The 25421-nt window shown below is 43.1% G+C and carries 22 protein-coding genes; 12 read left to right on the plus strand and 10 right to left on the minus strand.

All coding sequences use genetic code 11. The annotated features are described in order from the left end of the window. Nucleotides 1-47 precede the first annotated feature (47 nt). The gene (locus ACTXGH_RS03075) at nucleotides 48-836 is read left to right on the plus strand and encodes an SDR family NAD(P)-dependent oxidoreductase (protein ID WP_439295644.1); all 789 of its coding nucleotides are present in this window, start codon (nucleotides 48-50) and stop codon (nucleotides 834-836) included. A gap of 43 nt (nucleotides 837-879) precedes the next feature. Here ACTXGH_RS03075 and ACTXGH_RS03080 read toward each other — a convergent pair whose 3' ends face one another. Further along, on the minus strand, nucleotides 880-2172 hold the full coding sequence (locus tag ACTXGH_RS03080) for a right-handed parallel beta-helix repeat-containing protein (protein ID WP_439295643.1): 1293 nt from the start codon (nucleotides 2170-2172) through the stop codon (nucleotides 880-882). Between the two features lie 131 nt (nucleotides 2173-2303). On the opposite strand from ACTXGH_RS03080, the gene ACTXGH_RS03085 reads away from it, so the two are divergent. Continuing rightward, nucleotides 2304-2621 carry a hypothetical protein gene (locus tag ACTXGH_RS03085; RefSeq protein WP_439262653.1) on the plus strand — a complete coding sequence of 106 codons (318 nt, stop codon included), beginning with the start codon at nucleotides 2304-2306 and terminating at the stop codon, nucleotides 2619-2621. 77 nt (nucleotides 2622-2698) lie between these two features. On the opposite strand, the gene hemH is transcribed toward ACTXGH_RS03085, so the two are convergent. Next, the gene (hemH, locus tag ACTXGH_RS03090; protein WP_439262655.1) at nucleotides 2699-3718 is read right to left on the minus strand and encodes a ferrochelatase; all 1020 of its coding nucleotides are present in this window, start codon (nucleotides 3716-3718) and stop codon (nucleotides 2699-2701) included. Between the two features lie 344 nt (nucleotides 3719-4062). Between hemH and metX the strand changes: the two genes are divergently transcribed. The 3 genes from metX (at nucleotide 4063) to ACTXGH_RS03105 (ending at nucleotide 6961) form a co-directional block, all read left to right on the plus strand. Next, the gene (metX, locus tag ACTXGH_RS03095; protein WP_439295661.1) at nucleotides 4063-5379 is read left to right on the plus strand and encodes a homoserine O-acetyltransferase MetX; all 1317 of its coding nucleotides are present in this window, start codon (nucleotides 4063-4065) and stop codon (nucleotides 5377-5379) included. Next, nucleotides 5376-5993, plus strand: a complete 618-nt coding sequence (metW, locus tag ACTXGH_RS03100) for a methionine biosynthesis protein MetW (protein ID WP_439295642.1) — start codon at nucleotides 5376-5378, stop codon at nucleotides 5991-5993. The genes metX and metW overlap by 4 nt, the downstream gene beginning before the upstream one ends. A gap of 386 nt (nucleotides 5994-6379) precedes the next feature. Then, nucleotides 6380-6961 carry a tetratricopeptide repeat protein gene (locus ACTXGH_RS03105; protein WP_299185536.1) on the plus strand — a complete coding sequence of 194 codons (582 nt, stop codon included), beginning with the start codon at nucleotides 6380-6382 and terminating at the stop codon, nucleotides 6959-6961. 99 nt (nucleotides 6962-7060) lie between these two features. Here the strand turns inward: ACTXGH_RS03105 and ACTXGH_RS03110 are convergent, their stop codons facing one another. Then, a complete protein-coding gene (locus tag ACTXGH_RS03110; protein ID WP_439295641.1) occupies nucleotides 7061-7681 on the minus strand; it encodes a peroxidase-related enzyme in 621 nt (206 codons plus the stop codon). A 259-nt stretch (nucleotides 7682-7940) separates the two neighbouring features. On the opposite strand from ACTXGH_RS03110, the gene trhO reads away from it, so the two are divergent. Then, a complete protein-coding gene (gene trhO, locus ACTXGH_RS03115; RefSeq protein ID WP_439295640.1) occupies nucleotides 7941-9029 on the plus strand; it encodes an oxygen-dependent tRNA uridine(34) hydroxylase TrhO in 1089 nt (362 codons plus the stop codon). 73 nt (nucleotides 9030-9102) lie between these two features. Here the strand turns inward: trhO and uraH are convergent, their stop codons facing one another. Continuing rightward, on the minus strand, nucleotides 9103-9528 hold the full coding sequence (gene uraH / locus ACTXGH_RS03120; RefSeq protein ID WP_439262661.1) for a hydroxyisourate hydrolase: 426 nt from the start codon (nucleotides 9526-9528) through the stop codon (nucleotides 9103-9105). Nucleotides 9529-9823: 295 nt separating this feature from the next. After that, nucleotides 9824-11050 carry a phosphoglycerate dehydrogenase gene (serA, locus tag ACTXGH_RS03125; protein WP_439295639.1) on the minus strand — a complete coding sequence of 409 codons (1227 nt, stop codon included), beginning with the start codon at nucleotides 11048-11050 and terminating at the stop codon, nucleotides 9824-9826. Between the two features lie 342 nt (nucleotides 11051-11392). Here serA and ACTXGH_RS03130 point away from each other — a divergent pair, with 342 nt between their 5' ends. Beyond that, complete coding sequence (locus ACTXGH_RS03130; protein ID WP_439262665.1) at nucleotides 11393-12835, plus strand: FAD-binding oxidoreductase; 1443 nt, start codon at nucleotides 11393-11395, stop codon at nucleotides 12833-12835. A 134-nt stretch (nucleotides 12836-12969) separates the two neighbouring features. On the opposite strand, the gene ACTXGH_RS03135 is transcribed toward ACTXGH_RS03130, so the two are convergent. Continuing rightward, on the minus strand, nucleotides 12970-13599 hold the full coding sequence (locus tag ACTXGH_RS03135) for a BLUF domain-containing protein (RefSeq protein ID WP_439262667.1): 630 nt from the start codon (nucleotides 13597-13599) through the stop codon (nucleotides 12970-12972). A 370-nt stretch (nucleotides 13600-13969) separates the two neighbouring features. Here ACTXGH_RS03135 and ACTXGH_RS03140 point away from each other — a divergent pair, with 370 nt between their 5' ends. Together ACTXGH_RS03140 and ACTXGH_RS03145 are read left to right on the plus strand one after the other, a co-directional pair. Then, nucleotides 13970-15610, plus strand: coding sequence for a carbon-nitrogen hydrolase family protein (locus ACTXGH_RS03140; RefSeq protein ID WP_439262668.1), 1641 nt, complete (start codon nucleotides 13970-13972; stop codon nucleotides 15608-15610). 171 nt (nucleotides 15611-15781) lie between these two features. Further along, nucleotides 15782-16333, plus strand: a complete 552-nt coding sequence (locus ACTXGH_RS03145; protein ID WP_439295638.1) for a protein disulfide oxidoreductase — start codon at nucleotides 15782-15784, stop codon at nucleotides 16331-16333. Between the two features lie 89 nt (nucleotides 16334-16422). Here ACTXGH_RS03145 and ACTXGH_RS03150 read toward each other — a convergent pair whose 3' ends face one another. The 4 genes from ACTXGH_RS03150 to ACTXGH_RS03165 all read right to left on the minus strand — a co-directional run bounded on the left by ACTXGH_RS03150 (nucleotide 16423) and on the right by ACTXGH_RS03165 (nucleotide 20634). Further along, nucleotides 16423-17016, minus strand: a complete 594-nt coding sequence (locus ACTXGH_RS03150; protein ID WP_439262672.1) for a glutathione S-transferase family protein — start codon at nucleotides 17014-17016, stop codon at nucleotides 16423-16425. A gap of 169 nt (nucleotides 17017-17185) precedes the next feature. After that, entirely contained in the window at nucleotides 17186-18301 is a 1116-nt protein-coding gene (ald, locus tag ACTXGH_RS03155) for an alanine dehydrogenase (protein WP_439295637.1), read from the minus strand. Between the two features lie 214 nt (nucleotides 18302-18515). Then, nucleotides 18516-19874 (minus strand): NCS1 family transporter, encoded by a 1359-nt coding sequence (locus ACTXGH_RS03160; RefSeq protein WP_439295636.1) that lies wholly within the window; start codon nucleotides 19872-19874, stop codon nucleotides 18516-18518. A gap of 61 nt (nucleotides 19875-19935) precedes the next feature. Further along, nucleotides 19936-20634 (minus strand): aspartate/glutamate racemase family protein, encoded by a 699-nt coding sequence (locus tag ACTXGH_RS03165; protein WP_439295635.1) that lies wholly within the window; start codon nucleotides 20632-20634, stop codon nucleotides 19936-19938. A gap of 185 nt (nucleotides 20635-20819) precedes the next feature. On the opposite strand from ACTXGH_RS03165, the gene ACTXGH_RS03170 reads away from it, so the two are divergent. From ACTXGH_RS03170 to lspA, 3 genes are all read left to right on the plus strand, one after another. Then, entirely contained in the window at nucleotides 20820-21536 is a 717-nt protein-coding gene (locus ACTXGH_RS03170; protein ID WP_439295634.1) for a GntR family transcriptional regulator, read from the plus strand. Nucleotides 21537-21935: 399 nt separating this feature from the next. Beyond that, on the plus strand, nucleotides 21936-24755 hold the full coding sequence (ileS, locus tag ACTXGH_RS03175) for an isoleucine--tRNA ligase (RefSeq protein WP_439295633.1): 2820 nt from the start codon (nucleotides 21936-21938) through the stop codon (nucleotides 24753-24755). Continuing rightward, on the plus strand, nucleotides 24748-25374 hold the full coding sequence (gene lspA, locus ACTXGH_RS03180; protein ID WP_439262683.1) for a signal peptidase II: 627 nt from the start codon (nucleotides 24748-24750) through the stop codon (nucleotides 25372-25374). The genes ileS and lspA overlap by 8 nt, the downstream gene beginning before the upstream one ends. The last annotated feature ends 47 nt before the right edge of the window (nucleotides 25375-25421 follow it).

Raw genomic sequence — 25421 nt, forward strand, 5'->3', positions numbered from 1 at the left:
GTTGTACCTTGATTTACTCATTATTGCTCATTATTAAGTTACTCATTATGAATATATTAATCACTGGTGCATCGCGTGGTATTGGTTTGGCCACTGCCAAAAAGCTGGCGGCAAAGGGTCATAGCGTTGGTCTATTTGCAACCAATACTGATACGCTTGAAGACGCAACTAAAGATAAAGCTTTTAAAAAAGCGATCAAACAAAAACGTATCATAACTGGTCAGCTTGACGTAACCCAGCCTGACTCATGGGAAGACGCTATCAGTCAAATGATTGATAATTTTGGCAGTATTGACGCGTTAATCAACAATGCAGGTGTGCTAGTCAGTGGTGCTTTGCCCGCGACTGATTTACAGCAGCAGCTGTCTTTAATCGATGTCAATTGCAAAGGCGTACTCATTGGCTGTCATAAGCTTGCGCCTTATTTGGCTGATAGCAATAATGGTAAAATCGTTAATGTGTCCTCAGCGTCTGCTATTTATGGTCAGCCTGAAGTTGCCAATTATGCAGCCAGTAAGTTTTTTGTCCGCGGTCTCACCGAAGGCCTTAATATTGAATATCAAAAGCTCGGTATCAAAGTCATAGACGTCATGCCGCTTTGGGTTAAGTCTGATATGACAAAAGATATTGAGGTGACAAGCATTGATCGCTTGGGTATCAATCTAAACGTCAATGACGTGGCAAAAACGTTGTGCAAATTGTCCACCAGTCCTAATCGTAAAATAAAAGGTACGCATTATGCTGTTGGCTTGCCAGCCAAAGTCTTTCAGACGCTCTCACAAGTCACGCCCGACCCAATCATACGTTGGGTAAATACCAAAGTGGGTGCCAAATAAAGCGCAGACCATTTACCAACAGCTTATCGTATTATCTTGACGGCTACTCAATCTGAGCGGCCGTTTTACTTGCCGCTCGAATATCAATCGCTTGCTCGATGGTTTTGTCGGTGAAGGTATTGTTTTTAATAAGCGTGTTTTTGATTGGCCCTGCTGCGCTGTCTTCGCGAACTTTTGAGCCAATATTAATAGGCAAAGTAACGTCAGCGGCGAATTGATTACTACTAATAAGCGTGCCATCATCCTCCACAACAACGCCCTGCTCGACTTGTTCAAAACGATTATTGATAATCTGATTGTTTTTAGCACTGTCTAAGTGATAGCTGGCAAAAGGCGTCTCTTTAATCAAATATGCACCGCACGCAAAACCTTTTAAATTGCGTGACTGTCTTGATGCCACCCATACGCCCACTGGCTCATCTTGAAAAACATTACCGCGAATAATATTGTCACGGCTCGATTCTGTACGTTTAAAATGATTACCCCGCGTTGGATCATCAGTATGCTCAAAGCAATTGCGATACAGCAATATACTGCCTGCGCCATTATGGATAAATCGATTATTCTCGATGCGATTACTGCTTGAAGAATCCACCGCTATCGCCTCTCGATTGGGCTTAAACGTGCGAAAACCATTACCGATAAACACAGAATTTTTAATCACATTATCGCGGCTACCAAATTCTAAATATAACCCCACGGTGCCTGCATTTTGAATATGTATTTTATTAAAAGTGACATCATGCACATGATCGCCGACGAACATACCACTGTTAATACTGTTGCGACTAGTAACGTTGATTACGCGAATATTTCTTGGAGCAAGCCTCCGATTGGCAGCAGAATCGATAAAGCCGCGAATGTAGCGCTGATTTGGTTGGCTATATTGACGAATATGTAGCGCATGACCATAGCCATCTACATGACAATTGGCAACGGCAATATCTTCGATAGCATTATCCGTCTTAGGTTTAATCGTAATTGCACTGGCCGTTGATTGATCATCGGCCATTGTACTAAGCGCAGCTCCCTGACAGTCAAGTGAGCTGTCTGATTGACTAAGGACGAAACGTACTGATTTTTCTGTTAGATCACAGCTTTGGTTTAAAGCACTATGGTCTTTTACATGGACGGTTTGCTTGGGTGTCAATTGCGCGCAATCTATAATAGTGGTCGCGGCAGGTAGCTTGGTATCAATCACGATTGACTGCTTTGCAAACTCGTCAGTATCGTCTACAGCTGCTATATTGCTAGTAGGCAGGCTATCGCAAGCGGCCAAACTGACGCTGGCACTTATCAACGCTACTATTATTGGTCGCTTATTGTTTTTCATCATGACGATCTCATCAGTCGGCTTATCTTACATTTTTTGAACATGCTGTGACACCTTACTACTGGCAGTAAACCTCTTAAAGCTGCACAATATTGACAACATCCAACCTATCATAAAAAATTAAGGAATGACTTATGGATAATTCAAAAACCCCACTTCCAGACGCACAAGATCGCATTGATGGTGACAGTAATCAGCAAGTAGATATGGACAATCCCATGCTGCATACCTTTGACGACGACGATGTGATTGATAACGATGCAGGCTTTAGTAATACTGAAGTAGGCAGCGCGGCAACTGAAGGACTTACTCCGATACATCGTCAAAACGTTGATGAAGCCACTATTGATAATGTCCTTGTACAAGACAATCTAGATGATGGTGACTATCCGGATATTGTCGATATCGCTGATAAAGATGCTGCTGAGCACAGCAATAGTGATGATCTATAACGAGCAAACCCCAGTTAAAAAATACCGAACAGTATCAATGTCCGGTATTTTTTTGTCTTTGTATTGGGATATTTAGGTTATACCCAGCCATCAAGCGTACCCGCCCAGCCTTTAACTAGAGGTGCGCTCATGGCTTCTAATAAGTCGATGTGCGCCTCATCTATGTTTAGCGCTGGAATATAATGGTACTCTTGTCCGCCTGCATTAAGAAAGTTATCACGGTTTTCAATCGCCAACTCCTCTAAGGTTTCAAGGCAATCAGCTGAAAATGCGGGACTTAAAATCTGTACCGATTTGACCCCTGACTTCGCCCACTCATCAAGTACCACATCGGTATACGGCTTCACCCATTCCTGCTTACCAAAACGTGATTGAAAGCTTATAATCCATTCATCATCGGCAAGACCCAACGCCTGCACCACCTGCGCGGCGGTGCATTTACATCGGCTTGGATAGGGATCGCCTTTATCAGCATAAGGCTGCGGAATACCATGAAAGCTAAACATCAGTTTTTCGGGTTTGCCATGTGTCGCCTGAAAACGACGAATGCTATCGGCTAAGGCTTTAATATATAAAGGATGAGCAAAGTAGTCTTTGACAATCGTGATATTGGGCAAATTGCGCTGCTTTTGTGTCCATTTTGTGATGGCATCATAGACTGCACCTGTTGAAGTTGCTGAATACTGTGGAAATAGCGGCAACATCACAAAATGGTCGACACCATCAGCGCGCAATTTGTCCATGACATCAGGCAGTCCTGGATTGCCGTAGCTCATCGCTGGATGCACAGATACGCGATACGGCGCCGCGTCTTTCGCCAAGCGCGGCTCAAGCTTAGCGACTTGTTCATTTAAGATGTTGCGCATAGGCGAGTCGCCATCCCAAATACTGGCATAAGCTTCTGCCACGCGCTTAGGACGACTGGGCAAGACAAACAAGTTGAGAATGATAACCCACAAAAACTTAGGAATCTCAATGACGCGAGGGTCAGATAAAAACTGTTTGAGGTAACGACGGACAGCAGGCGCTGTCGGCTCATCAGGTGTCCCAAGGTTGACTAATAAGACGGCGATACGTGGCGGCAGTTTAGGTTTCATAAAGGCTGTATGTTATTCATAAGTAATAAAGGAGGATTGTTAAGACGATATTTATTTAATATCTGATTAGTGTAGCATTTTATCGTAAAAAAACGCATAGCAAAGGCGGCCTTTATACAATTTGCTACGCGCGTCAAATAAAGACGGCGCATGGAGGTTGTACTCCTACGCGCATCGCCATACAATAGGCAAGCTCATTTTAAAAACAGTATAGAAAAATAGTCTTCATCTTGTCTTTTTTTTATTGATGATCGTTGTCTTGCGAGGTAGCTTTGAACGCACGCCCTGATAGTACCAGTGACCAACTTCCAAAAGATACATTCGATTCGAATCGCTCAGTCGACATGGTTGGCTCAGTAGGAATCGTCACACCCGAAAAATTCCATTTTGCCGAACCGCTTACTTTAGAATGCAATCGTACCCTGCCGTCTTTTGACTTAATGGTCGAGACCTATGGCACACTTAATAAGGATAAATCAAATGCCATTTTGATTTGTCATGCCCTATCAGGCAGTCACCATGCAGCGGGCTATTATAGTGTTGACGACAAAAAATCGGGCTGGTGGGACAATATGATTGGCCCTAATAAAGCCATTGATACCAACCAGTTTTTTGTGGTGTGTGTCAATAACATCGGTAGCTGTTTTGGCTCCACGGGCCCAACGACCATCAACCCTGATACCCTTGATCAAGCCGATGGCAGTGAGCCACAAGTCTATGGCCCTGACTTTCCACTAATCACTATCAAAGACTGGGTAAAAACTCAAGCAATGCTCTCTGACCGCTTAGGCATCAATGTTTGGCACGCTATCGTCGGTGGTTCTATGGGCGGGATGCAGGCGCTACAATGGTCAGTTGATTATCCAGACAGACTAAAACGCTGCGTCGTTATTGCTAGTACACCAAAGCTATCTGCGCAAAATATTGCTTTTAATGAAGTCGCTCGTCAGTCCATCCTCTCTGACCCTGATTTTAACGACGGCCGTTATATACAAGCAGGCACCTATCCTCGTCGCGGGCTTATCCTTGCGCGAATGGTGGGTCATATTACTTATCTGACTGAAGATGCAATGAAAGCCAAGTTTGGCCGCGACCTAAAATCAGGCAAATTTATGTACGGCTATGATGTCGAGTTTCAAGTCGAGAGCTATCTGCGTTATCAAGGTGAACGCTTTAGCAAAAACTTCGATGCCAATACCTATTTGCTGATGACCAAAGCCTTAGATTATTTTGATCCAACGCGCGACTATCCATCAACACAAACGCTAGATTCGGCAGCATCAGTGCAGCTTGAAGACTCGATTGCTGCATCAATCAACGCCCCTGAGAGCACACTTGAAGACAACCTTGTGACTCAAGATGATAGCGAGAACGACAATCATCAAGAACTGACCGCGCTCAAAGCAGCATTTGCTCATACCAAATGTCAGTACTTAGTCGTATCATTTACTACCGATTGGCGCTTTGCTCCCGAGCGCTCGCAAGAAATCGTAGATGCACTCATGGCCACGGGCAAACCAGTCAGTTATATCGATGTTGATGCGCCGCACGGTCATGATTCGTTTTTATTTAATATTCCACGTTACATGGGCGCGGTCAAAGGCTTTTTAACGGCACCCTTTATGACGAGCAACTCAATAACCCAAGGAGAGCGCTCATGAGAATGGATCATCAGCTGGCCGAGCGCTGGATTGCGCCGCAATCGCACGTATTGGATTTGGGTTGTGGTAATGGCGATCTGCTCGCACATTTACAGCAAAAACTGGACGTAACAGGTTATGGGCTTGAAATCGATGAAGACAAAATCAACGAAGCCATCGGTAAAGGTTTATCTATCGTCGAGCAAGACCTCAATGATGGGCTGGCACGTTTCGCTGACAACAGCTTTGACACCGTCGTCATGGCGCGCGCCCTACAGGCGGTCAAAGCCCCTGACTTACTGCTACTTGATATGCTGCGTGTTGCTCGCGAAGCCGTCATCACCTTTCCGAACTTTGCCCATTGGCAAAACCGTATTCATCTAGGGTTTAAAGGTCTGATGCCAGTATCAGAAGCCCTACCTTATGAATGGTACGATACACCAAACATTCATCTATGCACGTTCAAAGATTTTGAGCAGTTATGTGCCAAACACGATATTCATATTCTTAGTCGTTTTGCTGTCAGTGACTCTGATAAAGGGCCCTCTCCTTTACTATCAACTTTAATAAGACAAGCACCCAACTTATTAGCGGACGTTGCTATCTATAGAGTAACCAAACAAAAATCCATTTGAGTTCATTATATTCAGTAGCTGTCTAAGTATTGTGTTTTGTATATTCATTCTTACGGTTTAATAACTGTATGATTTTGTTACATACTACGATGTTTAAAACGACGTTAAAACGAGTAATTAGTATTTGAGTTTCGTAACTTTGGGTGGTAAGCTAGCAAAATAGTGTCGATGACACCCTCATTACAATTACTTATCTGTTGAGTTAGCGTAAACGAAGAGACTTATGTTCATAAGTTTGCTATTCATTCATAGTTAATATGATGTTGCTAATAACTAGGTAAGTTCATACTGCAAAGTGTAATGTCTGCGATAGTGTCGCTTGATGATATAAATTTTGGCGGCAAACTTTATCCATTGCTTATCAACTGCCTAATTTTGGAGCTGCTATGAAACTACTAAAAGCCGCCTTGTTTACTGCTTTATTCTCCTGTGCTGGACTGGCTAACGCTGAGTTAATCTCAAACGTACCACTTGATACGTCGCGTTTTGAGCTGATGCCTGTTAGCGAGCTGTCTAATCGTGCCGCCCAAGGTAACGATCATGCTCAGTTTTACCTAGCCAAGCGCTTGCAAAAAGGGGAAGGCGTTGCTCAAAACACCCAGCAAGCTATCCAGTGGTACACTAGAGCGGCTCAGCAAGGCGTTGCCCCTGCTCAGTTGAACTTAGCTATCATGTATTTGCGCGGTGAAGGCGTGAAGCCTAACCTCCAACAAGCTCGCGTTTGGTTAGAAAAAGCGGCGATGCGTGGTGATAATCGTGCCAGTTATACGCTTGCATTGTTAGATGAGAAGCAAAAAAACCTGGTTGATGCTTATAAATGGTATGACTTAGCTGCTCGTGATGGCATGCTGGATGAAAAAGTACGTAATAAAGCACGTGGTAAAATCGGCCAATTAGCATTGAACTTATCAAGCTCAGATATCGCAAGCGCTCGTAACCAAGCGGATCGTTGGTTCCAGAGTAAGTAAGATTTAAGCTTTTAGTCCATAAAAAATCCAGCTTATAGGCTGGATTTTTTGTGTCTGTATTCTGTATAACGATAAATGATTAAATAAATTAGATAGCTGCTACTCTTTTGGCTCGCGTGCCATCGTATAGAACTCCGTATTTGACTGCATGTTCATTACAATTGCCATTCTATTCGACAAGCCAAAAAACGCGGTAATACCTGTGATATCTAAAATATCCTCGTCATCATAGCCATGCTCTTTAAGTGCTGCATAATCCGAATCTTGGATGAGCTCTGGTGTACAACAGAGCTTGACTGAAAACGCCAGCATGGCTTTTTGTTTAGGGCTGATGGGTGCATGTAAATAGTTGATTGCTATTTGATCTGCCAGTAGTGGTTCTTTAGAAAACACACGCAGTAACGCACCGTGAGCGATGACACAATATTGGCAGCCATTGGCGGCACTCGTCGCAACCACGATCATCTCTTTTTCAGCTGGGCTTAGCGTACTACCTTCTCGCTCCATAATCGCATCGTAATAGGCAAAAAAAGCTCTGAACTCTGCTGGGCGGTACGCTAACACTAAAAACACATTAGGAATGAATTTGGCCTTTTCTTGTACCGCAAGAATACGTTTTAGAATATCATCAGGCAAGCTATCTAAAGATGGTACAGGGTATCGGCTAATAGGCGCGCTCGTGGAAGGATTGTTAGCAGAATTAATAGACAGATTACTCATGTGTCATCTCCATTGACATTAATTGATGGTTATACCTAATTAGTCTACCTTTATAAATGAGTAATAAGTAGTTAAAAAGGTGCTTAATTTATATCGTTTGCCTTTATAAAACGTTCAAAATACGCACCAAATTTGCTACACTACGCGCGCACTAGTCAATTCCACAATCATGTTAGTGTGATTAGCTTTACTTATTAGATCTACCAAACACCTCAAACCCAATGCACTAGGTTTGCGACCTAGCCAGCAGGAGAAAACCATGAGTACCACTCAAGATAGCAATACCAAACACAGTACTATCCAAGACACTACTACAGACAACAATAAGTCAGCGCCCGCCTACGATAGCGTGACTAACAATATCGTCGTAGCTGCTCTTTATAAGTTCACACGCTTTGATGACTTTGAGCAACACCGTGAGCCAATTCTAAATACCATGCTTAACAACGACGTCAAAGGCACACTATTGCTCGCAAGTGAAGGCATTAACGGTACGATTTCTGGCAGCCGCCAAGGTATTGATACTGTCCTAGACTATCTGCGTAGTATCGAAGCAATCGGCACTTTTACTTTTAAAGAGTCTTATACCAATACGCAGCCTTTTTACCGCACCAAGGTCAAGCTAAAAAAAGAGATCGTTACGATGGGCGTAGAAAATATCGATCCATTACAGTCAGTTGGACGCTATGTAAAACCAAGTGAATGGAATGAGTTAATCTCGGACCCTGATGTCATCCTTATCGATACCCGTAACGACTATGAAGTACAAATCGGTACTTTTCAAAATGCAATCAATCCAAACACCGAGACTTTCCGAGAGTTTCCGGAATACGTAGCAAAAGAGCTCGACCCAGCCAAACACAAAAAAGTGGCGATGTTTTGTACTGGCGGTATTCGCTGCGAAAAATCCACCGCTTATATGCGTGAGCAAGGGTTTGAAGAGGTCTATCATCTAGAAGGTGGTATTTTGAAATATCTTGAAGAAGTACCCGCCAGCGATTCTATGTGGAAGGGTGACTGCTTTGTCTTTGACAACCGCGTCTCAGTCAATCATAACCTAGAAAAAGGCGAATATGAGCAATGCTTTGCTTGCCGTATGCCTATTACTCAAGATGATATGCAAAGCATCGCCTATATCAAAGGTGAATCATGTCCGCACTGTATTGAGAAAGCGACCGATGAGCAAAGAGCACGTTTTCGTGAGCGTGAGCATCAGATGCAGTTAGCGAAACAACGCGGTGAAGCTCATATTGGTAGTGATGTCATTGAGGTGATTGAAAAACGTAAAGTGGCTAAGACTGAAGCGCGTCATTCACCAGACTCTACTGATTCAGACAAGTTAGGTTAAATGCTCTGTCAGTAAAGCTCATAACAAAAAAAAGAGGCTCAATTGGCCTCTTTTTTTATTGTCAGTATTTTTATTAGCTACCACGATAAGTGCTGTAACCATAGGCCGATAGCGTGATTGGCACATGGTAATGGTTATTGTCTTCAATATTAAAATTGACTTCAACATAAGGATAGAAAGTCTCTAAACCTTGGTTCATAAAGTAAGGTTTAGTTTCAAAAAGCAGTTTATACGTCCCTTTATGATCAGCATTACCTGCGTTAGGCAAGAAATTACCAATACGACCATTATTATCCGTTTTTTGCTCACTGAGCACTTTCCACTTACCATCATTTTGCGTCATCAATTTTACATTAACGTTTGGCGCAGGCTTGCCAGTGCTGATATCAAGTATGTGACTTGATAATTGGTAATCATCTTGACTAGCTGCTTGTCCAGCAGTTGCTGTCATGGCTAATACGCCACCTAGTGCAGCTGCTTTTATTATGTTCATTTTCATAAAAACCCTTGCTGTTATTGTTTAAGATTAAACAATGAGCTGTACTAACTCAAAATTGAGTTCAATTGCTAACTCTGTTATACAGTATAAATTATCAGTCAATCCCTACAACAAAGAAAAGGTTAACTTATACGCTAGTATGTATGGCGGATGTAGTTTCACCAACATTAAACCCACCAAAAAGACAAAAAAAATAGCAAACAACTCCAAGAGAATTATCTGCTATTTATTATAAGGTTAGATAAGAGATTAGCTTTTTCAAGAGGCAAAGTCTTGTATCTAAAAGATGCCAATATTAAAATAAGATCCGAATACGAATAGTCTCTTCTACATCCTTTAATTGATCAAGAGCAGCATCAGAATCAGTGTAATCAACATCCATCACTAAGTAGCCTACATCACCTTCAGTCATCAGGCTTTGCGCCAAGATGTTGATGTGTGCCTCTGCAAATAGACGGTTAATTTGCGATAGGACACCTGGCACGTTTTTGTGAATATGTAGCAAACGATGCGTGCCTTCTTTAAAGGGAATAGAAACCTCTGGGAAGTTTACAGCCGTGATGGTATCGCCTTGATCAGAATATCGTACAAACTTTTCTGCCACTTCTAGACCAATATTGGCTTGTGCTTCTTGCGTTGATCCGCCGATATGCGGTGTCAAAATGACATTATCGAATTTACGCAGTGGTGACTCGAATTCTTGATCGGCAGACTTTGGCTCTTTCGGAAATACGTCGATGGCAGCGCCCAAGACTCTACCCGACTCAAGTGCCGCAGCAAGATCGTCAATCTCAACGCAGGTACCACGTGCCGCATTGATAAAGTAACTGCCTTCTTTCATCTGTGCAAACTGCTCAGCTTTCATCATATAGCGTGTGCTTGGCTCATCAGGCACATGCAACGTCACGATATCAGCAGTAGATAGTAGCTCATTTAGGCTACCTACTTGATGGGCGTTGCCCAGCGGTAATTTGGTCACCACGTCATGATAGATAACTTTCATACCGAAGCTTTCAGCCAGTACAGATAGCTGTGAGCCGATAGAGCCATAACCGACGATACCGATAGTCTTCCCACGTACTTCATGTGAGTTGGTAGCAGACTTGCCCCAGCCGCCGCGATGGACAGTGGCGTTTTTTTCGGGGATGCCGCGATATAGCATGATGGCTTCTGCCAATACCAATTCAGCTACTGAGCGAGTATTCGAGTATGGCGCATTAAATACTGGAATACCAAACTCACGAGCCGCATCAAGATCGACTTGATTGGTACCGATACAAAAGCAACCAATACCGATAAGCTTATCCGCGTGCTCAAGGACTTCACGAGTCAGCTGCGTGCGCGAACGAATACCAATGAAGTGCGCGTCTTTGATTTTCTCAATCAGCTCATCTTGATCTAGGGCGTGACTAAGATAGTCAATATTTTTATAACCAGCGTTGTCTAAAACCTTTAAGGCGTTCTCGTGTACACCTTCGAGTAATAAAAACCGGATTTTGTCTTTTTGTAATGATAATGCCATATGAGGACTGTCCTATGGTTGTCTTATTAAAAATAATCTATGCTAGGGTAAACGAAAACAGTCCGGTTATCTTACACAAAATTTAACGGTGATGTTAGCAGATTAGATGAATTATTGCTTATCAAGCCTGAAAACTTTTTATGCTATAGTGAGCTTTGTTATCTAAACATTGTTTAAACTGCTTTATTCACTATTTACAGCCTTTAAGCGTTCATAATATTACCTATCTCGTCCTAACTGATTTATCTAAAGCAGCTACTCGCTAGCCCTAACTTTAGTTAAAATTTTTTGGTTAAGAGAAGCCGTTAGGTGTAGCGCTAATGTTTATACAGAGACTCAATCATGACGCCATTTGCACCTCAGACTACAACTGTTACCGATACTAATAAGCTCGAGATCATCTTTGATACCTTGGTAAATGAGCACAATTTCGATAATACACAAATTAAAACCGATAGCGAAAGCTTAGAGCATTGGGGCAAAGACTGGACCAAGCATTTTGCGCCCGCGCCCACGGCTATTGTCTTTCCAAAAACGACGGAACAAGTACAAGCTATAGTGCTACTTGCTAATGAGTACAACATAGTGCTAACACCTAGTGGCGGTCGTACGGGTTTATCGGCTGGCGCGGTCGCTGCCAATGGCGAGATTGTCGTTAGTATGGATAAAATGAATCATATCGGACAATTCTACCCTGCTGATCGTTTGGTCGAAATCGAAGCAGGCGTGATAACTCAGCAGCTACAGCAATTCGCGGAGTCCAAAGATTTGTACTATCCCGTTGACTTTGCTTCAGCAGGCTCTAGTCAAATGGGTGGTAATATCGGCACCAATGCTGGCGGTATCAAGGTTATTCGTTACGGTATGACCCGTCAATGGATTATGGGTTTGACCGTGGTCACAGGTAAAGGCGATATCTTACAATTGAACCGTGGTATGGTCAAAAACGCCACTGGCTATGATTTGCGCCAGCTGTTTATCGGTAGTGAAGGTACGCTAGGCTTAGTCACTCATGCACAGATCAAACTTGAGCGTCTGCCACAAGAGTTGAACGTCATGGTACTTGGCATGGACAGCTTTAACGATGTGATGAATGTGTTGTCTGCTTTTCAAGCGAAGATTGATCTAACTGCCTTTGAGTTTTTTGATGATGTGGCAGTCGATAAATTAATGGCGCATGGTCAGGTCCAAGAGCCGTTTGAGTCGCGCACCAAGTTTTATACGCTGCTTGAGTTTGAAGCGCCTTATGAGCCTATTATGGATAAAGCCATGGCAATATTTGAGCATTGCATGGAACAGGGCTGGGTCGTTGATGGCGTCATGAGTCAGAGTCTAGCGCAAGCCGAGGAGCTCTGGAAACTACGTGAGTATATCTCTGAGACCATTTCCGTATTCACACCATATAAAAATGATGTATCGGTATTAATCAGTCATGTACCTGATTTTATCGCTGAGATTGATCATATTGTCAGCAGCAATTATCCTGACTTTGAAGTGTGTTGGTTCGGTCATATTGGCGATGGCAATTTGCATCTCAATATCCTCAAACCTGAGAATATGACCAAAGATGACTTCTTTAATGAATGTCAGATTGTTAATAAATATGTGTTTGAGACCGTACAAAAATATGGTGGTTCGGTATCTGCTGAACATGGGGTCGGCATGACCAAAAAACCTTATCTTCACTATAGTCGCAGCGAGATTGAGATTGACTACTTAAGACAGATCAAAAAAGTGTTCGATCCAAACAATATTATGAATCGGGGTAAGATTTTCGATATGTAGCGACACGTTTTTTAGTTGGTATGACAAGACAGTGACGCTAGGTACCATTCGTCACTGCTCCATCACTATTTTTTTAATCGCTACGAATAACTAATAAGCTGGACTTTAGCCGGGCTGTCTATAAATATGGCAGTCTACAAATACAAGAGTAATAACGCTGCAACGACCAATATGCATAAGAAGCTTTGGACAACTAAAAACGCTTGATGAGGTGCTGCAATATGCTGAACCATATTGCCCAATGCATTGTAAGTAATACCCGCCGCTTTGATATGAGGCGGGGTAACAAAGTTTCTGATAATTTGTAAGAATTGCTCTGTGCGCTTGGGAGACCAACCATGCGGACTAAAAGGCAGATATGGTGCTAACAGCGCAGCTTGTTGTTTGGTTGCGGGCGACCATAGCCAGCGCTCCAAAAACAATAAGCGCATACGCCAATCCATAAAGCTACGTTTATCAATAGCTTGAACTAAGAGGACTTTAACGTTTTTATGCCGCAAGTCTGCAAAAATACGGGCTTGTAAACTGAGTACTTCTTTTTTGCTACCTTCAATACATTGTAAAAACTGACCATTGCCATAACATAAGATACCAGTGATGCCATGGTCTTCATTGTGATCGCGTGCGTGCTTTTCTACTTCATCAAATATGAGAGTATTTATGCGACTTTTAAAAGTGATGCTACTCACATACACCAGCTGAATAAGTGCTGACTCTTCTATATTCTCTAATAAATCAGTTGTATCACCCTGTTGCAAAGACATGCAAAATCCTAAAAATAGCGCTTTTGTATGGATAGTAAAATATTCAAAACTCACATTTAAATGAGCCGAATCATACAATTCACAAAAACGTAGTAAATATTTACCATGCCAGACTGTCATTAGTTATCTTAGTTGATAAAATGACACCCCTTAGGGAACATGCTACCGCAAAAAAGCATACCAAATAATCACTGTGGCTATAACAACTCGTTGTAAATACGACAATTAAATATTGTAACGATTAAACGAAGCAATAGGTATATTTTTATGAGTTTTGTTACACAAAAATTCAGTATTATCAATACTCTAAAGCCTTATTCATCTATAAAAATTATTATCTGACATCCCAAATATCCAAAACAGGAATATTATGAGCAAAATTGAAAAATTAGACGACTTTCATTTAACGATTGCCGAAATTAAGAAAAAAGATTACGCCCAATTAAAAGCGTTAATGGATCGCGTCTATGCAAATTTAGGCGGCGCATGGTCAAAAACCACGATACATACCTTGATTGATGCTTTTCCAGAAGGGCAGATTGCGTTATTTGATCATGATCAGTTGATCGGTATCGTACTATCTATGCGTGTTGATTATGCCAAATTTTCTAACCCGCATACTTATGATGATTTGATCGGACAAAAAGAAATCATCAAAGACAATCCTGAAGGCGACGCTATCTATGGTTTAGATGCATTAATCGATCCTGAGTATCGCGGTTATCGTTTGGGTCGTCGGTTATATGATGCTCGTAAAGAGCTGTGCCGTCAGCTCAACTTTCGTGCCATTTTGGCGGGTGGTCGTATTCCAAAATACCACGACCATCAAGACCTCACCCCTGGCGAATATATTGATGCTGTTGAATCACGTGAGATTCATGATCCAGCGTTATCGTTTCAGCTGTCTAACGGCTTTATCGTCAAGCGTATTTTGACTGCTTATCTACCAGATGATAAGCAATCTAAAGGTTTTGCAACCTTACTTGAGTGGGCCAATATTTATTATGAGCCCAAAGACTACAAGCCCAATACGCGCAAATCTGAAGTGCGTATTGGCGGTATTCAGTGGCAGATGCGTGAAGTTGAGTCACCAGAAGAGCTGTTACAACAAGTTGAGTTCTTCGTCGATATAATGGCAGATTACAACTCTGATTTTGCTTGCTTGCCTGAGTTTTTTAATGCGCCATTGATGGGATTATGCGAATCAACAGATCAAAACATCGCTATCCGGTTTTTGGCCGGTTACACCGAATGGTTTAGAAACGAGATCTCGCACTTAGCCGTCAGTTATAACGTCAATGTCATTAGTGGGTCGATGCCATTGCTCGATGAAAATGACACTTTATATAATGTCAGCTATTTATGTCGCCGTGATGGCACTGTTGAAGAACAGCGCAAAATCCATATCACGCCACATGAGCGCAGTGCTTGGGTTATTGAAGGTGGCGATGAGGTCAAAGTATTTGACACCGACGCTGGCCGTATCGGTATCCTAGTCTGTTACGATATTGAATTTCCTGAACTTGCCCGCTTGATGGCGCTTGATGATATGGATATCTTGTTCGTACCGTTTTGGACAGATACCCAAAACGGATACCTAAGGGTACGTCATTGCGCTCAAGCGCGTGCAATCGAAAACGAATGTTACGTTATGATTTGCGGCTCAGTTGGTAATTTGCCACAAGTTGAAAGTCTAGATATACAGTATGCTCAGTCGTCCATCTTTTCGCCTTCAGATTTTGCGTTCCCTCACGATGCGATTATGGCAGAGACCACTCCAAATACAGAGATGGTGTTCTTTTCTGATTTGAACTTGGATAAGCTTACTTACGTGCGTAATGAAGGTTCAGTACACAACTTAATCGATCGCCGTGATGATTTATTTAGCTTAAAATGGAAGAGAAAATCGAAAGTTTCTGCCAGTAAACTGAGCGACGACGAACGTCATGAAAATTCTGGTAGCGTATTATTGGGCGATGCATTGCAAGGACGTGCGAAAAAGTCTCACTAATGCCATTCAGTAGCGTCAACAAACCACTGTATATATTGATAAATTGCTACTTTAAACATCATTATTTAAATAATACGGCTGACTATACAGCCGTTTATTTTTGTCTAAAAATTTTTTAAAAGCCTGTTGTTCAAGCCCTCTATTTAAGTAAATATGCAATAAGCAGACACTATGATTACAGATGTTGAAAAGACCAAAATAAAACCTAAAAAGACCCCAAAACAGAGGTTATTATCCGTACTCAAAACCGTACTATTATATGGTTTTGTCTTTTTGGTCATCTATACTGCGATTAACTGGTGGCGACAGCCCGTCATGCCAGCCAACCCACAGCTACAATTGACGGACTATCAAGGCCAACCCGTTGATTTGGCTGCTATGAGTGCAGATAAGCCAACGCTGGTATATTTCTGGGGTACATGGTGTCCGATTTGTAGTGTGACTTCGCCAACGATAGACAAACTTGCAGCGTCTAATGACTATCCGGTAGTCACTGTCGCAATTAAGTCAGGTTCTGATCAAGAACTTGACAGCTACCTTAATGAGCATGATTATAGTTTTACAACAGTTAATGACCAAGACGGCAATATTTTTGCCGAGTGGCAAGGACAAGTAACGCCCTCTTATGTGGTCTTAAAAGATGGCGAGATGACGCAAGGGTTGACAGGCATTCAGCCGCTTTGGTCCCTTAAATTAAGGTTGTGGCTTAGCGCCAACTTTTGACCAAAGCTGCCTGTATTTGTTTATGAGGACTTAACTTATTTATACCCGTAGCCCTACGTAAATAGTTTGTTCTTATAAAAAGTGCTGCCTTATATTCCAGGCATGCTGACAAAATCTGGTAACGCTTTTATACGCTCTATCCAGTCTGTTATTGCTGGATAAGGCTTCAATGATACGCCGCCTTCCTCGCTAAGTGCCACATAAGGAAAGCACGCTAAATCTGCTAATGTTGGCCGGTCAAGCTCTAACCAATCACGGTCTGATAGATGTTTGTTTAAAATATCTAGAACACGAGCTGACTTATTCCGAGCTATATCAATATCAAGCTCGTAACCAAACTTATCATGCAGCCGTGCATCGTTAGGGCCTCTTGCAATCTCACTCTCAGCGACCATTAACCACTGAACAACTTTGGCCTCCTCAGCAGGCGTTGTTGGATACCAGTCTGTTCTATCGAACTTTCTAGCAAGATAAACCAAAATGGCTTGCGAATCTCTGAGAGTCAAATCGCCATCGATCAATACTGGCACTTCACCAAACGCATTTCGTTCAATAGACGTCTCGTTCTTGTGCTCACCCCCCAAAAAATCTACTGAATGCAGCGTATAAGGTTGTTTTATCAATGCTAAGAACAGCCGAATCTTGTAGCAATTCCCTGATACCTCTAAATCGTAAAGCTCCATGTCTATTATCCTTTTACTGGTTGGTGTCATTGATTAGCTTTATCATCCACCATATAATAACGAATATTTGACGTCAATTTAAATCACTGAAAACATTATCAAAATCACTGATTTTTTATATTGCAGTGCGGCTCATAATGAGTACAACAGTCACCATGTTCTTAAAAAATTAACCAATCAGCTCATCCAGCGCTTTGTACTCATAGTCTAGTGCCTTAGCAACAGCTTCATAAGTCATATAGCCTTGCATGGTATTGACGCCTTTTGCCAATGCTGCATCATCAAGACAGGCCTTCTGATAGCCTTTGTTAGCAAGTGCTTGTATGTATGTTAAGGTGACGTTAGACAATGCCATGGTAGAAGTACGTGGAACAGCGCCAGGAATGTTTGCCACCGCATAGTGGACGATACCGTGCTTTATGTATGTGGGACTATCATGAGTGGTGATACGATCTGTGGTTTCAAAGACCCCGCCTTGATCAACTGCAATATCGATGATGACACCGCCATCGTCCATAGATTCGATCATCTCCTTAGTCACCAGTTTGGGTGTCGCTGCGCCTGGAATCAATACGGCACCAATAACCAAATCACTGTTTTTGACACTCTTTGCGATATTGAGCTTATTAGATACTAAAGTTTGTACGTTATTACCGAACATCTCGGACAGCTCTTTTAACCGCTGAGGGTCTAAGTCTAAAATAGTAACATCAGCACGTAGCCCAACGGCAATTTTGGCAGCTTCCGTACCAGATACTCCGCCACCGATAATAGTCACTCTGCCCTTTTGAATGCCAGGGACTCCGCCAAGTAACACCCCTTTACCACCATAAAAAGTTTGCAAAAACTGCGCACCAATTTGTGTACTCATGCGTCCAGCAATCTCACTCATCGGTGTGAGCAGTGGCAATGAATTATCCATTAGCTGTACCGTCTCGTAAGCAATCGCGGTCACTTTGTTGTCGATTAATACTTTGGCAAGCTCAGGCTCATTTGCTAAATGCAGGTAGGTAAATAGGATTAAGTCTTGGGTGAGATATCGATGTTCAACTGTTTGCGGCTCTTTTACTTTAATGACCAGTTCTACCTCCCACGCGCTAGACGCATCATCAGCGATGGTCGCGCCCGCTTCTTTATAATCATCGTCAGTAAACTGTGAGCCTATGCCAGCATCCTTTTCAACGAGCACATCGTGACCATCATCGACTAGGACACTGACTCCATTTGGCGTTAAGCCAACCCGATTTTCGTTGTTTTTTATCTCTTTTGGAATTCCTATTTTCATAATTTCATCTTCCTTGATGAGAGTAGAGTGGTGTATTTAACTATAGAAAATAAGTGGTACAGGGTCAGTGTTATAAATACAGCCCAACAATGAACCATAAAGGTTATCATGCAGGAACTCACTGCCCAACGCAACAGCCCCTATAGTAGAGCTCTCTACTATAGGGGCTGTTTAACGATTTATGCAAAAAGACTGAGTACATCAATCGCATTGACTACGACATAAAGCGCTGTGCAGCTGGCATCTTAAGCATCAATATCCAATAGATAGCTCCTGCTGGAATCAAGCTTGCATACCAAGAGATGCTCGAAAACATCAACGCGACTACGATACCGATGACCATAGCGATGACTGCGGCCATATTCACACCTTTATAAGGCCCATCTTTATCATATAGCTTGTCAAGGTTGAGTTTTTGTTTACGCAAGAAATAGAAATCTACTACCAAGATTGCAAATATCGGGCCTAAGAAGGCTGAATAAGTTTGGATAAATAGATTCAAACCTGCAGCAGATTCGTCTTTTACCAGCTCCCAAGGGAAGGTACAGAACGCTAGCAAACCTACAATAACAGCCGCGGTTTTATACTTAATGTTGAATATGTCCATTAATGCATAAGCAGGTGGAATGACGTTGTTTAAAATATTGGTCGTGACTTGCGCAAAAGCGATGAAAAGCATGGTGATAATCAATAAAGGCTTGTTATCGACAGCGCTAGAAAATACCTGAATAGGATCAACTTCACCCGTCGCACTGGTAACCATGACACCAATTAACCCCATAAATAACGTTGCAGGCAAAATTGAGTTAGCATAGATGACAACTTGACGAAATAGCCCAACATTTTCGCGTAGCTCGCGCGAGTAATCAGATACGTTGAGCATCATTGTGCTATAGACCCCTAAAAACAACATCGTGGCACCCCAAAATGGTGTACCCCATGTGCCCTCGACATTGACAAGGTTAGTCGAAATCGTATCACCGTACTTGTTAATAACACTAAAAAACATATAAGCGAGTGAACCGATAATAAAAATCGAACCGATGTTTTCAAGCCATTTAATACCATGAAACCCAAGAACGGATAAACCAATTTGTAAAAATTGAAAGCCTACGAAGAATACGACAATGTTGCTATAGCCAAACAAAGTGTCGGATACTAAGTTTAGGGCACCAGCGCCGATCCAGCTTTGAAAACCAAACCAGACAATCGCTGGCACCGAACGTACCAGTGCCGGAATACGGCTACCTGAAAAGCCAAAGGCAGAGCGGGTTTGTACCATGAACGGTATGCCGTATTTGTGGCCTGCTCGACCATTAATCATGAGCGCAGCACCAATAACGGTACAACCAATTGCGATAGCCAATACTACCTGTAGCAGGTTTAACGTACCCACAAGTCCTGAACCAACGGTGAATGTGCCAATTGATACACATCCCCCCAACCATGCAAATAAATAAGACCATGAGCCCATAATACGCGTGGTTTGCGGTGCCAGACTCTCCTCCCCGATTGCCTTATTATCGAGGGTTTGTACTCCTGCCGCAGCGACGGCAACTTTCGCATTTTCCATTACGTTCCCCTTCCTTGAGAAAGTTTGTTGGTTAATCGTGGATTAATTCATCTTGGTTAATTTAATTCTCAATCGGTGCAGCATAAGCACCAACCTTACTGGTTTTAAGACCGCAGCCAATCAAAGCCTCAACCATGCGCGTAGCAACAGTGACACCATCAATAACAGGAACGCCAGTCTCTTTTGTCAGCCATTCTGTCAGATCTGCCATACCAGCACATCCCAAAACTACGGCCTCACAATTGTCTTCACGCACTGCACGTAAGATCTCATCACGAACCTTTTCACGTGCGCCAGAGCCTGGCTCTTCAAGAGCAAGTACTGGTATGGCAGCTGAGCGTACACGGCGGCAGCGATGTGATAAGCCATAACCATGGATAAGATCTTCGATGACAGGTACAGAACGAGGTAGCGTTGTGACCACACTAAAAGATGTCGAAATCATACTTGCGGCCTTGACTGCGGCTTCACAGATTCCGAGAACTGGCCCTGAAAAGACTTCGCGGCAAGCACCGATTCCTGGATCGTCGAAACAGGCAACCACTACCCCATCAACACCCTCTGCTTCGGCTTGTTTTAAACGCTTTATTAAACCAGGAACAGACATCGCTTCATCGTGATGCCCTTGAATAGAGGCAGGTGCATCCGTGCCAGAAGCACCAATAATGGTAGTGCCTGCGCTGACCTTTTGACGCGCGCTTTCTACGATTTTGTCTGTCATAGAGGTTGTAGAGTTTGGATTCATGACTAAAATTTTCATAGCGTCTCTCTATTTATAAATTTTGCTATTGGTTTCGTTTTCTATCATCGGCTTTTGTCTTTGACTATTCATTAATATAAAATAATCGTTGTTAACAAACATTGTTAACTATTATTGTTAACAAAACAATCAAAAATTTATAATATTTGTTGTAGAGGTCACAGTGGCACACTATAATTGCGCCTATGAATGATATAAAAACTGAAAATACAGCCTCTAGGGTCGATGCGATGCCAGAGCAAACGATTATTAACTCAATCACTGCAGCTGTGTCAGAGCAGCGGTTGCCAGCTGGAACTAAACTAGGTGAGCAGGTACTAAGTGATCTATTTAACTGTAATAGGGCCAATGTTAGGCGGGCGCTCTCTACGCTTGCCACGATGCATGTGGTGCAATTGCAGCCCAACCGAGGAGCATTTGTCTCAACGCCATCTCCTAAAGAAGCCGGTGATGTCTTTGAAGCGCGTCGAACGATTGAGCGTATGCTGGCACGTAAAGTCATTGAAAACTTCACGTCACAGGATATCGTTGACATACGTGCTACGATATCCGCTGAGGCCAAAGCACGTAGTAAGGGGGACAAACCTGCTGAGCTTCGTCTATCGCGTACGTTTCACATGCGTTTGGCGACAATCGCTGACAATCAGGTCTTAGAGCGGTTTTTGAGTGAGCTGACGTTACGTACTACTTTAATCATCGGATTGTATAATACAGCTGGCTCATCTCACTGTGCCGAAGATGAGCACCTCGAAATAGTACAAGCTATCGAAAATAAGGATGAAGAACGCCTTTTGCTACTCATTGATCAGCACTTAAATCATTTGGAAGCTGGCCTTGATTTTGAAGCCTCGACCAAACCTTTTTTCAATTTGGCAGAGCATCTAACCATCGTACCTGTTTGAAGGAATAGAAAAGCCTGTAATACAGCCAAATGATAATATTGCAGGTATTCTCCATCTCTTGTGCCAAACCTTTTCCTTTATCCATACAATAGTTTGCTGACTGCGCGGTCTATACTGGCATACTGTTGTAAGCTAAATCAAACCTTAACCTTCTAGACTATTTTCATCGCAAGTCACTTAACCGTAACTTAATCATCTGGACTGCTTTTGTCCTAATAATTGCTTGATTTTGTCGGTCAGCTCCATGCATGATAGCCCCTGTTTTTAGTCCCTTTTTTATCCTATAATGAGTAGCTTTGATTTTGCTAAATATGTCTGCTGGTTTATGAGTCATCACATAATATATCGCATCCCAACCCTTATCTTTCCACTGTATAAATAGAGACAAAGACGAAGACTATGACCGAATCTATCGACTATAAAGACACACTAAATCTTGCTGACACACCTTTTGCCATGCGTGCAAATCTTGCCAAACGTGAGCCTGACTGGCTTGCAGCATGGGAGTCTGACGATGTATACGGCAAAATCCGTCAAGCGCGTGTAGGCGCAACCAAATATATTTTGCATGATGGCCCTCCATATGCCAACGGTCAGATCCATTTAGGTCACGCAGTCAATAAAGTACTTAAAGACATCATCGTCAAGTCAAAAACCTTATCAGGATTTGATGCGCCTTATGTGCCCGGTTGGGACTGTCATGGTCTGCCTATCGAGCAAAAGGTTGAAGCCAAAGTCGGTAAAGTCGGACAAAAAGTCACTGCGACTGAATTCCGTGGTCTTTGTCGTGAGTATGCGAGCACGCAGATTGAGCTGCAAAAAGCAGACTTTAAGCGTCTAGGTGTGTTTGGTGATTGGGACAACCCTTATTTGACCATGAACTTCCATCAAGAAGCCAACATCGTACGCGCGCTTGCCAAAATCTATGACAACGGTCATGTTACTCGCGGTATGAAGCCTGTTAACTGGTGCTTAGACTGTAGCTCTGCCCTAGCTGAAGCAGAAGTTGAATACCAAGATAAAGTCTCTGATGCTATCTACGTGAGCTTTGATGTGCTTGATACCGAAAAGGTTGCGGCGCTAAGTGAAATTGATGGCAACATTGCCGCTGTCATTTGGACAACCACGCCTTGGACGCTACCTGCTAACCAAGCGATTGCTGTACATCCTGAGCATGACTATAGTGTAGTCGCGACTGACAAAGGCAACTTCCTATTAGCGACTGACCTTGTCGAAACAGCCTTAACCGAGCTTAAGCTTAGCAATGAAGGCATATTGGCAACCGTATCAGGACGCGAGCTTGAAGGTCTGCGTGCTCAGCATCCATTGATTGCAGATCGTCAAGTACCGTTTATCTTGGGCGATCACGTGACTACCGATAGCGGTACGGGTCTAGTACATACTGCCCCCGGTCATGGTCTTGACGATTATATCGTGGGTCTTAAGTATAACTTGCCAGTTGAAAATCCAGTGGGCGGTACGGGTGTCTATCTAGATAGCGCAGCGGTATTTGCCGGTGAGCACATTTATAAAGCCAATCCAAAGATCATTGCTACTTTGCATGAAAATGGCCACCTCGTTAGCCATACCAAGATTGAACACAGTTACCCGCATTGCTGGCGCCACAAGTCGCCCATTATTTTCCGTGCAACACCGCAGTGGTTTATCAATATGGAAACCAAAGGTCTGCGCGAACGTGCTCTAAAAGACATACCAACCGTTAAGTGGACACCAGCTTGGGGTCAAAATCGCATTGAATCTATGATGACAGGTCGTCCTGACTGGTGCATCTCACGTCAGCGTACTTGGGGTGTACCGATTGTCTTTTTCACTCATAAAGAAACAGGCGAGCTGCATCCAAAGACGCTTGAGCTGATGGAGATGGCCGCACAAAACATCGCCAAAGGTGGCGTTGAAGCATGGTTTGATGCCAGCTGTGAAGACTATATAGGTGATGAAGCTGCTGATTACGACAAATCTACTGATACCTTAGACGTTTGGTTTGATTCAGGGACGACGCATTTTGCCGTTCTTGAGCAGCGTGATGAATTAACCAATCCCGCTGATATGTATCTAGAAGGCTCTGACCAACATCGCGGTTGGTTCCAGACTTCACTATTAACGTCTGAAGCGATGTACGAGCGCCCACCGTTTAAGCAAGTATTGACCCACGGCTTTGTCGTTGATGAAAACGGCCGCAAGATGAGCAAGTCACTTGGCAATATCATCACGCCGCAAGATGAGATTAATAAAACGGGCGCGGATATGCTGCGTTTGTGGATTGCCTCTAGCGACTATCGTTATGAGATGAGCGCAGGTAAGACGGTGTTTAAAGGCGCAATCGATATGTATCGCCGCATCCGTAACACCTTGCGTTTTTTGCTTGCCAATACTGATGATTTTAATCCTCAGACCAATAGCATCGCGATGGATGAGCTGGTCAGCCTTGATAAATTTATTATTAAACGTACGCAAGCGGTACAAGCACAAATTGTCAGTGCTTATGATGCCATGGACTTTCACCAAGTCACCCAGCATATTGCCGCGTTTTGTTCGCAAGACTTGGGCAGCTTCTATTTAGATATTATTAAAGACCGTCAGTACACCACTCAAACTGACGGACAGCCGCGCCGCTCTGCGCAAACGGCTATTTATCATATTGCTCATGCACTCATTCGCTGGATTACACCGATTTTGTCGTTTACTGCACAGGAGGCTTGGGAAGTATTGCAAGGTAAAAACGGACAAGACGCCGGCTATGTGTTTACCCAAGAATGGTATAAGTTCCCAGAATTTGAACTCAGTGCCATCAGTAGTGAGGACTGGCAACGTATCATGCAAGCCAAAGATATGGTTAATAAAAACATCGAGACTGCACGCGGCGATAAGATTATTAATGCTAATTTGTCCGCTGATGTCACTCTGTATGCCGATGGCGAGATGCATGAGAGCCTAGCAAAACTTGGTGAAGAATTACGGTTTGTCTTGATTACCAGTAAAGCGACTTTGGCTCCAATAGCTAAAGCTCCCAATGATGCTAAGCAAACAGAAGACAGCTCAGCAGACTTGACTGTCAATGTGAGCGCGGCCACTGGCACAAAATGTATACGCTGTTGGCATATCCGTGATGACATCGGTACAGATCCAGCACACCCTGAATTATGTGCGCGCTGCGTAACCAACGTCGCTGGCAATGGCGAGGTGCGTCACTATGCCTAATCCAACGGAATCATCCGACAATCAACGGCCGCAGGTTGAGGCCGACGGCTCGCCCAAACCTGCCCATGCAACCACGGGTAGTTCATCGACGCCCAAAGGACGTTTGACTAAAACACCAAAAGTTATCGCAAATGGCAGTCGTGCCTTTATGTGGTATTTGCTGTCGCTTGCCGTGCTTATCATCGATCAATGGACAAAATGGCTAGCTGAAACCAAGCTGACTTTTCATGAGCCCGTACCCGTTATCGAGCCGTTTCTTAATTGGACCTTAGCGTACAATTATGGCGCTGCTTTTAGCTTTTTGGCCGATGCAGGCGGTTGGCAAAAGTGGTTTTTTGCAGGTCTTGCTCTAATCATGTCGCTGTTCTTGATAGGCTATCTGATAAAAGCCCCGCGCCAAGCCAAGCTACTATCTACAGGTCTAGCATTGGTACTTGGCGGTGCAGTTGGTAATCTGATAGATCGCTTGCTACATGGTCACGTCATCGATTTTATCCATGTGCATAATGCGGATGTCTGGCATTATCCGATATTTAACATTGCCGATATGGGTATCAGTATCGGTGTGGCGATGATTGTCATTGATATGCTATTTTTAGAAAAGAAGCGTGAAATTTAGCAATGATAATCGTAGATAGTTTTTAGATTGGGAAGGTGGGTTTACGA

It is taken from the genome of Psychrobacter sp. 1Y10 (genome assembly GCF_052259005.1).
GTDB lineage: Bacteria > Pseudomonadota > Gammaproteobacteria > Pseudomonadales > Moraxellaceae > Psychrobacter > Psychrobacter saeujeotis.

Coding starts and splice junctions, on each gene's coding strand:
- trhO (WP_439295640.1), top strand. CDS start 7,941: ATGAGTACCACTCAAGATAGCAATACCAAACACAGTACTATCCAAGAC.
- ACTXGH_RS03150 (WP_439262672.1), bottom strand. CDS start 17,016: ATGGAGCTTTACGATTTAGAGGTATCAGGGAATTGCTACAAGATTCGG.
- serA (WP_439295639.1), bottom strand. CDS start 11,050: ATGGCATTATCATTACAAAAAGACAAAATCCGGTTTTTATTACTCGAA.
- lspA (WP_439262683.1), top strand. CDS start 24,748: ATGCCTAATCCAACGGAATCATCCGACAATCAACGGCCGCAGGTTGAG.
- ACTXGH_RS03080 (WP_439295643.1), bottom strand. CDS start 2,172: ATGATGAAAAACAATAAGCGACCAATAATAGTAGCGTTGATAAGTGCC.
- ACTXGH_RS03145 (WP_439295638.1), top strand. CDS start 15,782: ATGATTACAGATGTTGAAAAGACCAAAATAAAACCTAAAAAGACCCCA.
- metX (WP_439295661.1), top strand. CDS start 4,063: ATGGTTGGCTCAGTAGGAATCGTCACACCCGAAAAATTCCATTTTGCC.
- ileS (WP_439295633.1), top strand. CDS start 21,936: ATGACCGAATCTATCGACTATAAAGACACACTAAATCTTGCTGACACA.
- ACTXGH_RS03110 (WP_439295641.1), bottom strand. CDS start 7,681: ATGAGTAATCTGTCTATTAATTCTGCTAACAATCCTTCCACGAGCGCG.
- ACTXGH_RS03105 (WP_299185536.1), top strand. CDS start 6,380: ATGAAACTACTAAAAGCCGCCTTGTTTACTGCTTTATTCTCCTGTGCT.
- hemH (WP_439262655.1), bottom strand. CDS start 3,718: ATGAAACCTAAACTGCCGCCACGTATCGCCGTCTTATTAGTCAACCTT.
- ACTXGH_RS03170 (WP_439295634.1), top strand. CDS start 20,820: ATGAATGATATAAAAACTGAAAATACAGCCTCTAGGGTCGATGCGATG.
- uraH (WP_439262661.1), bottom strand. CDS start 9,528: ATGAAAATGAACATAATAAAAGCAGCTGCACTAGGTGGCGTATTAGCC.
- ACTXGH_RS03160 (WP_439295636.1), bottom strand. CDS start 19,874: ATGGAAAATGCGAAAGTTGCCGTCGCTGCGGCAGGAGTACAAACCCTC.
- ald (WP_439295637.1), bottom strand. CDS start 18,301: ATGAAAATAGGAATTCCAAAAGAGATAAAAAACAACGAAAATCGGGTT.
- ACTXGH_RS03165 (WP_439295635.1), bottom strand. CDS start 20,634: ATGAAAATTTTAGTCATGAATCCAAACTCTACAACCTCTATGACAGAC.
- metW (WP_439295642.1), top strand. CDS start 5,376: ATGAGAATGGATCATCAGCTGGCCGAGCGCTGGATTGCGCCGCAATCG.
- ACTXGH_RS03085 (WP_439262653.1), top strand. CDS start 2,304: ATGGATAATTCAAAAACCCCACTTCCAGACGCACAAGATCGCATTGAT.
- ACTXGH_RS03075 (WP_439295644.1), top strand. CDS start 48: ATGAATATATTAATCACTGGTGCATCGCGTGGTATTGGTTTGGCCACT.
- ACTXGH_RS03130 (WP_439262665.1), top strand. CDS start 11,393: ATGACGCCATTTGCACCTCAGACTACAACTGTTACCGATACTAATAAG.
- ACTXGH_RS03135 (WP_439262667.1), bottom strand. CDS start 13,599: ATGTCTTTGCAACAGGGTGATACAACTGATTTATTAGAGAATATAGAA.
- ACTXGH_RS03140 (WP_439262668.1), top strand. CDS start 13,970: ATGAGCAAAATTGAAAAATTAGACGACTTTCATTTAACGATTGCCGAA.